This is a genomic window from Acidimicrobiales bacterium (assembly GCA_040219085.1).
Lineage (GTDB): Bacteria > Actinomycetota > Acidimicrobiia > Acidimicrobiales > JAVJTC01 > JAVJTC01.
In genome coordinates, this window is record JAVJTC010000034.1 from 92868 (window position 1) to 107027 (window position 14160).

11 protein-coding genes are annotated in these 14160 nt (G+C 68.7%); 5 read left to right on the top strand and 6 right to left on the bottom strand.

From position 1 onward, the window contains the following. Positions 1-91 precede the first annotated feature (91 nt). The 3 genes from RIE08_15120 (at position 92) to RIE08_15130 (ending at position 5118) form a co-directional block, all read left to right on the top strand. Positions 92-1864, top strand: a complete 1773-nt coding sequence (locus RIE08_15120) for an EAL domain-containing protein (protein ID MEQ8718938.1) — start codon at positions 92-94, stop codon at positions 1862-1864. 147 nt (positions 1865-2011) lie between these two features. Beyond that, positions 2012-4717: a pyruvate, phosphate dikinase gene (gene ppdK, locus RIE08_15125; GenBank protein MEQ8718939.1), complete on the top strand. Its 2706-nt coding sequence runs from the start codon at positions 2012-2014 to the stop codon at positions 4715-4717. Further along, entirely contained in the window at positions 4714-5118 is a 405-nt protein-coding gene (locus RIE08_15130; protein ID MEQ8718940.1) for an ester cyclase, read from the top strand. Before ppdK ends, RIE08_15130 begins: the two co-directional genes overlap by 4 nt. On the opposite strand, the gene heR is transcribed toward RIE08_15130, so the two are convergent. The 3 genes from heR to RIE08_15145 all read right to left on the bottom strand — a co-directional run bounded on the left by heR (position 5119) and on the right by RIE08_15145 (position 7644). Beyond that, positions 5119-5892: a heliorhodopsin HeR gene (heR, locus tag RIE08_15135; GenBank protein MEQ8718941.1), complete on the bottom strand. Its 774-nt coding sequence runs from the start codon at positions 5890-5892 to the stop codon at positions 5119-5121. A 121-nt stretch (positions 5893-6013) separates the two neighbouring features. Then, complete coding sequence (locus RIE08_15140; GenBank protein MEQ8718942.1) at positions 6014-6958, bottom strand: DMT family transporter; 945 nt, start codon at positions 6956-6958, stop codon at positions 6014-6016. A gap of 62 nt (positions 6959-7020) precedes the next feature. After that, a complete protein-coding gene (locus tag RIE08_15145) occupies positions 7021-7644 on the bottom strand; it encodes a TetR family transcriptional regulator (protein MEQ8718943.1) in 624 nt (207 codons plus the stop codon). Between the two features lie 115 nt (positions 7645-7759). Here RIE08_15145 and RIE08_15150 point away from each other — a divergent pair, with 115 nt between their 5' ends. Further along, complete coding sequence (locus RIE08_15150) at positions 7760-8620, top strand: hypothetical protein (GenBank protein MEQ8718944.1); 861 nt, start codon at positions 7760-7762, stop codon at positions 8618-8620. A 72-nt stretch (positions 8621-8692) separates the two neighbouring features. On the opposite strand, the gene RIE08_15155 is transcribed toward RIE08_15150, so the two are convergent. The 3 genes from RIE08_15155 to RIE08_15165 all read right to left on the bottom strand — a co-directional run bounded on the left by RIE08_15155 (position 8693) and on the right by RIE08_15165 (position 12190). Continuing rightward, on the bottom strand, positions 8693-9340 hold the full coding sequence (locus RIE08_15155) for a hypothetical protein (GenBank protein MEQ8718945.1): 648 nt from the start codon (positions 9338-9340) through the stop codon (positions 8693-8695). A gap of 132 nt (positions 9341-9472) precedes the next feature. After that, positions 9473-10411: an ROK family protein gene (locus RIE08_15160; protein MEQ8718946.1), complete on the bottom strand. Its 939-nt coding sequence runs from the start codon at positions 10409-10411 to the stop codon at positions 9473-9475. Positions 10412-10438: 27 nt separating this feature from the next. Then, a complete protein-coding gene (locus RIE08_15165; protein MEQ8718947.1) occupies positions 10439-12190 on the bottom strand; it encodes an alkaline phosphatase D family protein in 1752 nt (583 codons plus the stop codon). A 100-nt stretch (positions 12191-12290) separates the two neighbouring features. On the opposite strand from RIE08_15165, the gene typA reads away from it, so the two are divergent. Further along, positions 12291-14159 carry a translational GTPase TypA gene (gene typA, locus RIE08_15170; protein MEQ8718948.1) on the top strand — a complete coding sequence of 623 codons (1869 nt, stop codon included), beginning with the start codon at positions 12291-12293 and terminating at the stop codon, positions 14157-14159. The last annotated feature ends 1 nt before the right edge of the window (position 14160 follow it).

A 14160-nucleotide genomic window follows, 5' to 3' on the forward strand; every position in this document is an offset into this window, starting at 1 on the left:
GAGTTGAGTTCCTCTCCGCCCGGTTCAACAATCCCCGGCTCCGGCCGATGGTAGGGACGCCGCGCACCGGGGCCGGTATTCAGGTGACGAGATGGAAGCGCACGACGCAGTGGTGGGTCGGTCGACCCGACGCCAGGTCTCCGCTGAGGTTGGACGTCTGCTCGTGGTGGCCCGAGACGAGGTCGAAGGTTCACAGATCGCCGGGGTCGTTCGCGGCGCGTCTCCCGCTGTCCACGTCGAGACGGCCCCGTGGTCGGCGCAGGCCCCGGGGGCGCCCGGGGCCCTGGGCGTGGACTGTGTCGTCCTGGTGGCGGGGCGACCCGATGGCGACGTCCTCGAGATGGTCGCGCGCGTGAGGCTTGCCCGGGCGGACCTGCCGGTCGTGGTGGTGGCCGAAGGAGGAGACGACGGGGCCGCTCTCGAAGCGATCGCAGCCGGTGCCGACGAAGTCGTCGACGGGGCCGGTCTCGATGCCGGAGCGTTGTGGCGGGCCGTCTGTTTCGCCGTGGTGCGGCGGCGGGCGTCGAATCCGAAGGCGGGGCGTGGTGCGAGCCGGGCGGCGCCGGGACCGGTGTCGCCCGGGTCCGCTGCCGGTCGCGGCGATGCGGCGGAGGTCGTCGCCGTGATCGACGAGGCCCTGAGGGAGTCGGTGAGCGGTGTCGAGGCCGTAGCGGTGCTGAGTGTCCACGCTCGCGGGAGGCGGCGCCGCGGTGGCGACGGTGAGGACAGACTCGTCGATGCGGTACGTCACGCCGTTCCCGGGGACGCCGCGGTGTCGGTTCGCAGCGGGGAGCGTCTCATGATCGTGCTCCGGTGCGTGGAGACGGCGGACGAGGTGTTCGCGGTCGCCGAGCGCGTCGCGCGTGCGGTCTGCGATGTCGAGGGCGACGGTTGTCTCGACCCGGCGGTCACGCAGGGCATCGCGTTCGCGACCCAGCCCGACACGGATCACGGAGCGGTACTCGTCGAGCGCGCCGAGAGGGCGGTCGGTATCGCTGTCGATCGCGACATCCCGGTGCACCTGTTCGACCCGGAGTCGGTCAGGATGCTCACAGAACGCCTCGGTGTCCGGCGCGAACTGCGGACGGCCATCGGCGACGGGAGTCTGCTCTTGGAGTTCCAACCCTTCGTCGACATGGAGACGGGGCGCATCGAGGGCTTCGAAGCTCTGACGCGTTGGCGTCGTGGTGGCGGAAGGTTGATGTCCCCCGATGCGATATTCCCGCTGGCCCGTCGCAGTGTCGTTCTCGCCGAGCTCACGGGCCACGTCGTCACGACAGCTTGCCGAGCGGCGATCGAATGGGGTGCGGTGGATGAGGCACCGTTGTTCGTCTCGGTGAACATCGGGGCTGACGAACTGCGTGACGCGGCGGTCGTCGACGTGGTGAGAACGACCCTCGACGAGACCGGCTTGGACCCGGCGTTGCTGTGGCTCGAGGTGCCGGGCGACATGGCGTTCGACGCTCAGGCGACGACCCGACTCGAGCAGTTGGCCGATCTCGGGGTCCGGCTCGTGTTCGACGGCTTCGGCGCGGCTCTCGCGACTTCGGCCCGACTCGGTGACACCCCGTTCGAGATCGCGAAGATCGACCGCCGTCTCGGGTCGGACCTGTCGGGGTCCGCGACCGGCCGTGCCGTCTACTCCTCGGCCGTCACGGCGTTGGAGGCGGCCGGGCTCGACGTGGTCGCCACGGGGATCGAGACTGAGCTCCAACGCAAGCGCGCCGTGGCGGCGGGATGCCGTCTGGGTCAGGGATTCGGCCTCTGCGGCCCGTTGTCGGCGTCCGACGCCCGCGAGATGGCTACCGGAGCCCGGCTGGACATCGACGCCGGACGCTTGCCGCGGCACCGGTGGTTCGGCTGACCTGAACGTCCGACGTCTCCACGTGGCACGCCGGCCTTCGAGATGCCCGGCACACAGTTCCCGTGTGCCGAGGGTCCAAGGCCCCTGGCAAGACGGGCCGTAGTCGGGCTCACTGGGGAGTCGCACGGGTCTTCACCGGAGGGTTTCATGACGGAGCGCTGGGTGTTCGGGTTCGAGGACCTCTCGGATGCCGAGGAGATCGTCGACGGGTGGGACGGGGTGAGAAGCCTCCTCGGAGGCAAGGGCGCCAACCTGGCTCTCATGTCGCGGATGGGTGTTCCCGTCCCTCCCGGGTTCACGGTGACGACCCGCGCATGTCTGGACTACCTGCGTGACGAGGCCATGCCCGACGGGCTCTGGGACGAGGTCGTCGAGGCCGTGCGGAGGCTGGAGAAGGAGTCGGGGCAGACCTTCGGCGGGGGTGACGATCCGCTGCTCGTATCGGTGCGGTCCGGTGCACGCATCTCCATGCCCGGGATGATGGACACCGTCTTGAACGTCGGCCTCTCCGACGCGGCGGTCGAGCGTCTCGCCCATCACACCGGCGACCCGCGTTTCGCGTTCGACTCCTACCGCCGGCTCGTGCAGATGTTCGGGACCGTGGTCCTCGGCGTGCGCGACGAACCTTTTGAAGACGTACTCACCCAGAGGCGTGCCGACAAGGGGGTCGACTCGGACGCGGAACTCACGGTCGAGGACCTGCGGGAGATCGTCTCGGACTTCAAGGCGATCGTGGCCCGATGGTCCGGGACGACGTTCCCCGATGACCCCTTCGAGCAACTACGTATGGCGGTGGAGGCCGTCTTCGCCAGCTGGAACACGCCCCGGGCCATCGCGTACCGGTCCGCGTCGGGGATCGCTGACGATCTCGGCACGGCGGTGAACATCGTGAAGATGGTCTACGGCAACCTCGGTGCCGACTCGGCGACGGGCGTCGCCATGTCACGCAATGCCGCGACGGGCGCACCGGGCCTCGAGGGCGACTACCTCGTCAATGCGCAGGGTGAGGACGTCGTGGCGGGCACACGGCCCACACTTCCCCTGGATCAGCTGGCCACCGACATGCCCGAGGTCTACGGGGAGCTCGTCGAGATCGCGGGGCGACTCGAGAAGCACCACCGTGACATCCAGGACATGGAGTTCACCGTGGAGAGGGGCAAGCTGTGGCTCCTCCAGACCCGCAACGCCAAGCGGACCGCCCGTGCTGCGGTGCGCTCGGCCGTGGAGATGGTCGACGAGGGATTGATCGAGCCCACCGAGGCGCTGATGCGGGTCGCCCCTGATCACGTCGAGGCGTTCCTGCATCCCCAGCTCGCGCCATCCCCAGACGGCTCCCGCACCCCCTTCGCGACCGGGCTCAACGTCTCACCGGGCGCTGCGGTCGGTCGGGCGGCTCTCGACGCCGATCTGGCGGCGCGGTGGGCCGCCGATGGCGAGAAGGTCGTCCTCGTGCGTCCCGAGACCAAGCCCGACGACGTGCACGGGATGCTCGCCGCGCAGGGGATCCTGACGGCGCGCGGAGGGCGTACCAGCCATGCCGCTCTCGTCGCCCGCCAGTTCGGGCGCCCCGCGGTGGTCGGAGCTCACGCCCTCGAGGTCGATCTGGGCGCGCGCGAGATCAGAGCCGGTGACACGGTGGTCGCCGAGGGCGACTGGCTGACGATCGACGGCACCACCGGTGAGGTCCACCTCGGAGCACTGGAGCTGATGGTCCCCGACCTCGCGGACGAGTGGCTGCGGCGTCTGCTGGAGTGGGCCGACGAGCATCGCCGCCTCGGTGTGAGGGCGAACGCCGACACCCCTGTCGACGCCGAACGGGCGCGCGCTTACGGCGCCGAGGGGATCGGGTTGTGCCGCACCGAGCACATGTTCTTCGACCCTGCCCGCCTCCCGATCGTGCAGCGGATGATCGTGACCGAGTCCGACCGGGAACGCAGCGACGCCATCTCTGCTCTCCTGCCGCACCAGCGCCGTGACTTCGCGGGCCTGTTCCGGGTGATGGACGGACTGCCGGTCATCATCCGTCTCATCGACCCGCCACTGCACGAGTTCCTGCCCGGGGCGGTGGAGCTCACCCGTCGCGTCCACGACATCCACGTGCGGCTCACCACGGCCGCTGACATGGACACGCTCGAGGAGCTCGCCGACGAGCTCGAGGAGGCCAGATTCATGCTGCGCCGCGTTCACGAGCTCGGTGAGGCCAACCCGATGTTGGGCCTGCGCGGAGTGCGGCTGGGGCTGCTCATGCCCGAACTCGTCCGAATGCAGGTCCGGGCGATATTCGAGTCCGCTCTCGCCGTGGCCGGGGAGGGCGTCGAGGTCCACCCGAAGATCATGATCCCCCTCGTCGCCGATGCCGAGGAGCTGCGACGGATGCGGACGATGCTCGAGGAGGTCGCCCACGACGTGCTGGAGATGGCCGACGTGGAGATCGACTACGCCTTCGGCACGATGATCGAGATCCCCCGGGCGGCGTTGACCGCCGCTGAGATAGCGCAGACGGCCGACTTCTTCTCGTTCGGCACGAATGATCTGACCCAGATGACCTTCGGTATCTCGCGTGACGACGCCGAAGGGGGCTTCCTGATGCGGTACGTGGAGGAAGGCGTCCTGGCCGAGAGTCCGTTCCACTCCCTCGACGAGGGTGGCGTGGGTCGTCTGATCGACATCGCGGTCCGCGATGCCCGGGAGCTGAAACCCGATCTCGAAGTGGGTATCTGCGGGGAGCACGGCGGTGACCCGGCCTCGATCGGCCGCTTCGACCGCCTCGGCCTGGACTATGTGAGCTGTTCGCCCTTCCAGGTCCCGGTCGCCCGTCTCGCAGCAGCCCAGTCCGCCCTGGAGGACCCATGAACACCGCCGAAGCCAAGTCACTGGTCCGTTCGCTCATCGACGCCTTCAGGAGCCGTGAGCCCGCAGGGCGTCTCGCCGAGCTGCTCACGCCCGACTACGTGCAGCACGCTCCGGGCGGGGAGGTCACCAAGGGTGTGACGGCGATGGTCGCCGACGTCGTCGAGATGTTCTCGGCGTTCGCCGACTTCACGCCGACCATCGAACTGCAGGTGGCCGAGGGTGACCTCGTCGCCACCCGGGTCCGCTGGCGGGGCACCCACACCGGGGACTTCGGGCCGGTGGGGGCCACCGGTCGGTCGGTGGGCGTGACGGTGACCCGTATCGACCGGATCGACCGGGGACGGGTCGCCGAGAGCTGGCTCGAGTACGACCCGAACTCGCTCGTCCGCCAGATCTCCTGATCAGTCCGCCAGGGTGCCGGCGAACACCTGCCAGGCGAGCGCACTCTTCGCGACGAGGCTGAGAACGAGGTAGACCTTCTCGCCGTAGAGGTAGTCGGCGAATCGGCCGCGCCCGCGGTACTGCAGCCACTGGTTCAACGCGAAGCAGTTGAACAGGATGAACAGTGACACGAAGATCCCGTAGACGAAGCCAGGTACGCCGTCGCCCTCGGTGGAGGAGACGACGATCGACACCGTGATGGCGATCCACGGGACCGCCCCGACCAGGCAACCGGCCACGAACGGCCACCAGTCGACGGGACCATCGCCGTCGTTCGTCCGCTCCATGAGCCAACCGAAGCCGATCATCGCCGCGTTGGCTCCGAAGAGGCCGATGAGCGCGTAGAGGTTGGTGATCCCCGGGAGCATCGCGATCAGCACGACCATGATCGAGGCGCTGATCGAGTACTCGACCCACCGCGCCGGGTTGATCGACCGTGCCAGATTCGCCTCGTACCACCCTCGGGCCGGCCCGGCTGTCACGAGGTGGTCCGCTGCTGCCAGGAACAGGAACGTGGCGATCGCTATCGCGAACGGCAGCCCGAAGAAGACCGCCTCGCTCCTCAGTTCGGTCCCCGGGGGGCCTTCCTGGACGAACGCGACCACGTCGATCGAGAACCCGTTGGCCAGCAGGAGGATGGCGACGCCCTGGAGGAGATGGACGAGGCCGACGCCGACGTTCCACCGGCGGAGGTTCTCGAGACGGCGGGCGGGCGCTGACGATTCGGTGTCCACGGGACAGACCCTAGCGATCGCGCCTCGCGACACGTGGTGGACGGCCCACGATGATGCGGCCGGGTCGGCCCCTGGTGGAGGGGTGGGGGCCGACCCGGCGCGCGATCCGCCGCCCGGGATCTCAGCTGTGTGCGGCCTCGTCCCGAACCGGTGGCTCGGGTGCGCCTGACCGTCCGGTGCGATGGAGGGTGTGGGCCGCCAGCGCTCCGAGGACGATGGCGCCCCCGAGCGCCTGCCCCGCTGTGAGCGACTGGTCCAGGAACCACCAGGCGAGAACGGCTGCCGCGACCGGCATGAGTAGCTGGAACAGTCCCATCAGCACGAGGGGAACGCTGCGGTGCGAGTAGTTGATGAGCATGTGGCCCAGGCCGGGGATGAGTCCGACGGCGATGAGTCGCAGCCACTCCGTGCCATCAGTCGTGATCGGGTCCTGTCCGGCGATGAGGACCGCCGGGGTCAGCGCGACGGCCCCCCAGAACATCATGCCGGTCATGAACGGCATGGTCTCGATCTCGGTGCGTGCCCGTTTGCCCAGGACGAAGTACGTCGCCCCGCCGAGGGTGCCTCCCATGGCGAGAAGGTCACCGCGGATGTCGGCGGTGCCGCCGGAGTCCGCTGACAGGACCATGAACGCGGCGCCGGCGATTGCGAGGAGCATCCATGCCAGATCCCGGCCGCCGACGCGCTCGCCGAAGAGGAAGCGGGCGGCGACCAGCAGCGGCAGGGGCTGCATCACGGTCAGGAGGCTGGCGTTGGCGACGCTCGTGACCTGAGTGGCGCTGAAGAACAGGGCGATGCCGAGACCGAAGGCCAGTCCGGGCCCGATCGTGAGCTTCAGCGCCCGCAGCGACGCGTCGCCGCGGAACAAAGTGAAGATGCCGAAGGCGGCGAAGGCGATCCATGCCCGCCAGGCGGCGACTGCAAGGCCCTCGAGTTCCGCCCCCGCGACCAGGACAGGACCGACGGCGAACAGGACCATGCCCACCGATGTAGCGACCAGGCCGCGCTGGAGTGAACTGTCGGAGGCCGCCGTGACGGTCTGCGTGTTCTGCGCGGTCGAGGTCACTGCCTTCCATGTTATCTGTCTTGTCAAGACAGATCTCGCGTCAAGACACGCACATGGTGGATTCAGCCCCGGGGGACGTCCTCGAAGCCGCGTCGCAGGAGCGCGAACATGGCGCGCACCTGGGTGGAGTACCGGCCCTGTCCGTCCATCTCGAGCCAGCGCCGACGGGCCGAGAGCATCGCGGCGACGGCGCACATTCCCACGAGACGGGCCTCTGAATCGTCGAACTTCCCCGAGTCGGCCCGTTGGGACACGAAGTCACCGATGACCGTCGCCCAGTCGTCGTGGATCCGCAGGTTCTCGGCTTCGAGGTTCTTGGAACTGTCGAGTACCCGCGACCGGGCGAGGAGTTGAGGTTCGAAGGCCGGGTCCTCGACGATCTCGACACACGCCTCTTCGATCGCCTCCAGGAGCGGTTCGCGAGACGGTCTCCGGCCGAGCGCCGCTGCCAGCTTTGCGAGCCGCGAGTCCTGGTCGACGAACAAGACGTCGGACTTCTGTGGGAAGTAGCGGTTGAAGGTCCGCGTCGAGACATCGACGATGTCGCAGATCTCCTCGACGGTGGTCTCCTCGAAGCCCTTGTCGGCGAAGAGTTCCAGGGCCGTGGTGGCGAGCGCCTCGCGGGTCTCGCGCTTCTTGCGTTCGCGGCGGCCCTCCACCGTGGGGTCATCGATCGTGTCGGTCACGGCGACACGCTATCGGTGTCGGACGACATCTGTCGGGATGGGACAAGTGTCGCAGGTCTCGCACGGGTGGCCTTGCGTCTGCCACGATCGGCGTGACGACGAAGGGAGCCCGACGATGGCCGATGACGAGAACGCTGCAGACGAGAACGCTGCAGAGCGGGGTGAGGACGTCCGGATCGAGGCGGAGGCATGGCAGGCGAAGGAGAAGGACCAGGTCGAACGTGTCCTGCGAGGTGAGTCCTCGAAAGGTGAGGTCATGGGCGAGCTCGTCGCCGAGGCCTTCACCGGGCAGGACGCGGACCGAATCCTCGGTGAGGCCGCCTTCAACGCGCCGTCGTCATCGATCCTCGACCAGCCCCTGCTCGTCGTCTTCCAACCCCCGAAGATGATCGCGACGTCGGACACCTACACCTATTCACTGCCCGACGGAACGCAGTTGGCGGTGGGTGAGCAGACGAACCAGGGGCTCGGCCGCAAGCTCCTGCGGATGACATCGAATCTCGACTCGCGACTGAAGACCATCGTGGAGGTCACCCAGGACGGGGCGAAGGTCTTCTCGATGGAGCGCAAGGGCGCGCTGGGGAAGAACACGATGGTGATCCGGGACTCAGAGGAGCGCGAGGTCGGCGAGGTGAAGCAGACGAAGCGCGACCGCAGAGCGCGGTTCGCGCTCGTCGCGGGCGGCGAGACGTTGGCGACGGCCGACGTCGGGCGGCTCAGGCCCGGTCAGGGGTTCGACATCATCGATCCGGATGGCGACGTGGTCGCCTTCGTGCGCCGTCTCCACGAGGGGGCTTTCAAGAGCGTGACGCGCTGGGCGATGGACAGTCCCGACAACTACGTGCTGCGCATGGCGAAGCCGCTCGAAGATCCCCTACGCACCCTCGTGGTGGCGACGCCGATGTCGGTCGACTCGGCGGTCAACCAGGACGATGAAGGCCTCGACGTCGGCAAGGTGCTGCGACGTTTCCGCTGAACCTCGGCGGAACGCGAGAGGGGCGGGGCCTGTGCAGGCCCCGCCCCTCTGCCGTTCAGTGAGTGCTCGTTCCTAGCCTGCGAAACCGATGCCCTCGCCGGCCACGTCCGCGCCCGGGGTGGGCTCCGCAGTGGGCGTCTCGGTCGGATCCGGGGTCGGTTCCTCGGTCGGTGTGGGAGTCGCAGTGGGCGTCTCCGTCGGCGTCTCGGTCGGTGTCGGCGTGGGCGTGGGCGTGGTCAGCTCACCCGGGCAGTCACCAATGGGGCCGAGCAGGTCACAGAGCAACTCGGGTGGCTCGCAGGGATCCCGGCGTCCGAAGTCGTCGCCCGACGGCCCGGCGAATTCGTTGTCACAACACGGGTCATAGAACGAGTCGCTTCCCGGGATGGGGCGCTTGGTCGGCGCGCAGCACTCGTTGAATCCGTCGCTCGATGCGCGCTCGGTCAAGCAGCACTCGTTGAAGCCGTTGGCGTTGAGGTCGGGCTCGTAGCAGCACTCGTTGAAGCCGTCGGAGCTGAAGTCCAGCACCGGACAGCACTCGTCCACGGGGTTCGACGTGACCCCTTCCGCCTGGGGATTGCAGATCGGAATTTCCTGCTGTGCGGTGGCGGAGCCACCGGCCAGCAGGGTGAGGGGGACCGCCAGTGCGACGATCAGCCCCAACGCGCTGATGATGCCGAGCGTGCGTCGGCCTGTCTCTGTCCGGGTGATACGTGCCATGTGTCTCCTGGTCCCTCTCTGTGGTGGCCGTGGCCACCCAACCTGTCAGCAGCGCGACACCGTAGTCCATGGAGCTTGCGCCCACCACGTATTCCGATGCTGACTGAACAGGGTCGTAGGTCCCCGATGGCCTCAGCCCGCGATGGCGAGAGCACGACCGAGCGACGCGGCTCCCACGATCCCCGAGTCGTCGCCGAGTTCGGCTACGACGAGGCTCAGTTCCGGACTGCGATGCAGGATCCAGCGCTCCGCCGCATCGCCGATGCGGTCGGCGAGGTCCTGCCCGAGCTTTTCGGCCATCCCGCCGCCGATGACCACGAGTTCGACGTCCAACATGTTGACGACCGAGCCGATGCCGGCAGCCAGGGCGTCGACAGCGGTGTCGAACAGCTCGGTTGCGAGCGCATCGCCCTCGGCGAGGGCAGCCTCCCAGACCCGGGAGGTGAGGCGCGGCTTGCCCTCCTGCGCCTGGATCTCGAACAGTCGTGTCTCGCGGCCGGCGCCCACCATCGTGTCCACCGCGCGCGCCAGCGACGCGCGTCCCGCGTACGCCTCGACGCAGCCCCGGCGACCGCACCCGCACAACGCGCCGCCCTGGCGGACGACGACGTGGCCCAGTTCTCCCGCTCCGCCGCGTGCCCCCCGGTAGGGCCGACCGTCGAGGATGAGGCCACCCCCGATCCCGGTGCCCATCCAGACACCCAGGACGTCGTCGTGACCCACGGCGGCGCCGGCGAGCCACTCACCGATCACGCCGACGTTGGCGTCGTTGCCGAGTGCCACGGGCAGGCCGAGGCGCTTCTCGACGCGTTCGGCGATGTCGAAGTCGTCGTCCCAGCCCGACAGGTTCGGTACCACGAGGACGTCACGGTCGTCGACGACGCCCGGGATCGCGAGGCCGACCGCGACCGGATCCCCGCCCAGACCCTGAACGAGTTCCACCACCGCATCGACGAGTTCGGGGCCGCTGCGGGGCGTCTCCATCTTCGCGTCCGCGACCACCGCATGGGTCTCGTCGACGAGACCCGCTCCGATGTTGGTTCCACCCACGTCGACTCCAGCGACCTGCATGACGACTTCTCCCGATTGTGGTGGAGCTCAGCGAGTGACCGTTCGGCCTGCCAGTTCCAGTTGGTAGTCGACGATGGCTCGTCCGTCCCAACTCCGCCCCTGCAACGACACCGCCAGGTGGGGACCGTCGTCGAGGATCTCGACCAGCCCGAACTGTCCACCTCCCGGGAAGGCCCCGTGGCTGTAGGGGCCGCCCTTGACCTCGCCGGTCTTGTCGAGAGCCGCGACGTGGAACACCGGGAATCCCGCACCACCGGCCGACGAGTAGTCGGAGTTCGTCCCGTCGTCGAGGCCGACCATGTGGGCGTCGCCGCTGACCATGAGGAGCCGGTCCGAGATCGCGAGCCTGGCGATGGCCTCGGAGATCGCCGCTCGTTCGGTGGCATAGCCTCCCCAGTGATCCGCTCCCTCGTCGACGTCGGCGATCCACGGCACGGGGTTGACCCAGATCACGAGTGGCGCGTCGCCGACGGAGGACAGTTCCTCGATCAGCCAGTCCCGCTGGAGAGGTCCGAGCATCGATTTGGCGGGCCCGTCGGGGTGGCCGGCCGGGGTGCGGGCCGCGCGGCAGTCGGTGATGATCATCCGGATCCTGCCGATGTCGAACGAGCGGAACAGGCCGACGTCGGGGTGGGGGAGCGGACGGCTCGGGACGTGCGAGCGGTAGGTGGCGAAGGCGGCCGGGCGACCGCGGCTGTCGCGATCCAGACCGCCGAAGTCGTGGTCGTCCCAGACGTATTCGACCCCGGTCGACCTGTAGAGCGCGGACTGCGCCGGCCGGGAGAGCGTGATGTCCATCAGCGCGGCGAACTCCCCGCTGTCGTCATCGGCGACATCGCCGTAGTGGAAGTCGCCCAGGTTGGTGTAGAGGAGGGGTCCGGCCTCGCGGATGCGGTCGAACACCGCTCCGTTGGATCCGGTCCGCGCGCAGCTCGCGAACGCCAGGGTGAAGCTCCCGGCACCCTCCGGGAAGGTCGTGAACCGGCCCGCCCGTGCGGTGTCGACGGTGTCGGCGTCGGCGACGGCGTAGCGGTAGGTCGTGTCGGGTCGCAGCCCGTCGACCGCGAATTGGGCGATGTCCCCGATCGTGCGGACCGGAGGCACGAGGCGTTGCGATCCGTCGGGGCCGACGACGCGCAGGGCCCCTGCGGGGCCGGTGACCTTGGCCACGACCTCAGCCGACCGTTGGGTGAGGCCGCCGGCCCAGGCCCACTGGACCGCCTCCGCGGCGGCGAGATCCGTCGCGGAACCGGGATGGGTCGGACCGAAGATCGCCTGATGGATCGAGCGCCCGGCCCATCCGCCACCGAGGGCGGCCACCGACGCGATCGCGAAGCTGCGCACGAGCAACCATCGGCGTCCGACCACTGAGCGTCGTGTGCTCTGCGTCGGCGTGTCCTGTGATCTCGCCGGGGCGGAACGTTGCGCGATGTCGGCCAGGAACCACCAGACCGTCGGTAGGGCGAACCCGACGATCACCACCGCAGCGTGGGCCGCCACGAGCTGTTCCGTCGCGAAGACGATCAGTCCACCTGTGCAGAACGACGCCAGGGCGCCGCCGAGCCGACGCCACCGCAGCGTGGCGATCGTCGCAACAGCGAACAGGCCCATCAGCACGGGTTGGGCTCCGAACCGGAACGACCGGCCGCCCGGGCGGTGGTCGAGCCACTCGAAGACCAGGTCCCCGGTCAACACGGCCAACGTGGCCAGCGCGAGGCCGAGGGCCCAGGAGCGCCGAGCGAGGGGGTGGCGGTTCGACGAACCGGCTTCCCTGTTCATCTCACCATGGTGGGCCGCGGCGGTCGGCGATGCACGGCAGGGGCGTGGCGCCTTCGGCGATAGCGTTCCGAAGTGGCGGTAGTTCCGCCGAGGAGTATCCATGACCCCCACCCCGGCCCCCGTGGCCACCGACGGGCTCGTCGCCCGCTCGGACCTACGAAACGTCGCGATCGTCGCCCACGTCGATCACGGCAAGACCACGCTCGTCGACGCCATGTTGTGGCAGTCGGGCGCTTTCCGGACCAACGAGTCCGTCGACGAGCGCGTCATGGATTCGATGGACCTGGAGCGTGAGAAGGGCATCACGATCCTCGCCAAGAACACGGCGGTGCGGGTCGGGGACACGAAGATCAACATCCTCGACACGCCGGGGCACGCCGACTTCGGCGGAGAGGTCGAGAGGGCACTGACGATGGTCGACGGCGTGGTGCTCCTCGTCGACGCCAGCGAGGGCCCCCTTCCCCAGACCCGTTTCGTGCTGCGCAAGGCGATGGAACTCGACCTTCCGGTCGTCCTGGTCGTCAACAAGATCGACCGGCCGGACGCACGCATCGCCGAGGTCGTGGACGAGACCTACGAGTTGTTCCTCGATCTGGACGCGGCGGATCATCAGATCGAGTTCCCGATCGTCTACACCGATGCCCGCAAGGGCACGGCCACGTTGGATCCCGCTGAGCCCGGTACCGACCTGGGCCCCCTGTTCACGACGCTCCTGGAACATGTCCCCGCGCCCCGCTACGACCCGTCCCATCCCTTCCAGGCACGTGTGACCAACCTGGACGCATCGCCCTACGTCGGGCGCATCGCCCTGTGTCGGATAGCGCACGGCACGGTGCGCAAGGGTGCCTCGGTCGCATGGTGCCGTACGGACGGCACCGTCGAGCGGGCGAAGATCGGCACGCTCGCGGTCAGCGAGAACCTCGAACGTGTCGACGTGGAAGAGGCCGGCCCGGGCGAGATCATCGCCATCTCCGGCATCGAGGAGATCACCATCGGTGAGACCCTCACCGATCCCGAGCACCCGCGGCCACTGCCCGTCATCACGGTCGACGAACCGACCCTGTCGGTGACAATCGGCGTGAACAGCGGCCCGCTGGCCGGTACCGACGGTGACAAGCTGACCGCCCGTCAGGTCGAGGCCCGGCTGGCCAAGGAACTGATCGGCAACGTGTCGTTGCGCGTCCTGGCGACCGACCGCCCCGACGCGTGGGAGGTCCAGGGCCGTGGCGAGCTCCAGCTGGCGATCCTCGTCGAGATGATGCGACGTGAAGGTTTCGAGCTCACCGTCGGCAAGCCTGAGGTCGTCACCCGCGAGATCGATGGCACGCTGCACGAGCCGACCGAGCGCCTCACGATCGACGTGCCCGAGGAGTACGTCGGTGCGGTGACGCAGCTTCTCGGCGAGCGGCGTGCGCAGATGGAGAACATGGCCAACCACGGCACCGGCTGGGTCCGTCTGGACTACGTCGTCGTCGCCCGTGGTCTCATCGGGTTCCGTACCGAGTTGTTGACGGAGACACGTGGCACCGCGCTGGCCCATCACATGTTCGACGGGTACGTGCCCTGGGTGGGCGAGTTGCGGACGCGCTCCACAGGGAGCGTGGTGGCCGACCGCACCGGCGCTGTCACCGCCTACGCCGTGCAGGGCATCCAGGAACGGGCCTCGCTGTTCGTCGGGCCCGGCGACGTCGTGTACGAGGGGATGATCATCGGGGAGAACCCGCGCCTCGAGGACATGGACGTGAACATCTGCCGTCCCAAGAAGCAGACCAACATGCGCGCCGCGGCTGCCGACGAGACGGTCCGGCTGGCACCGCCGCGCCGGCTGGGTCTCGAGCAGGCGCTCGAGTTCATCGCGGCCGACGAGTGCGTCGAGGCGACACCCTCCAACGTCCGGGTTCGCAAGGTCATCCTGGACGCGGGGGAACGGGCCCGTAGCCTGAAGAGGTTGAAGAACGAGAGGGGCTGAC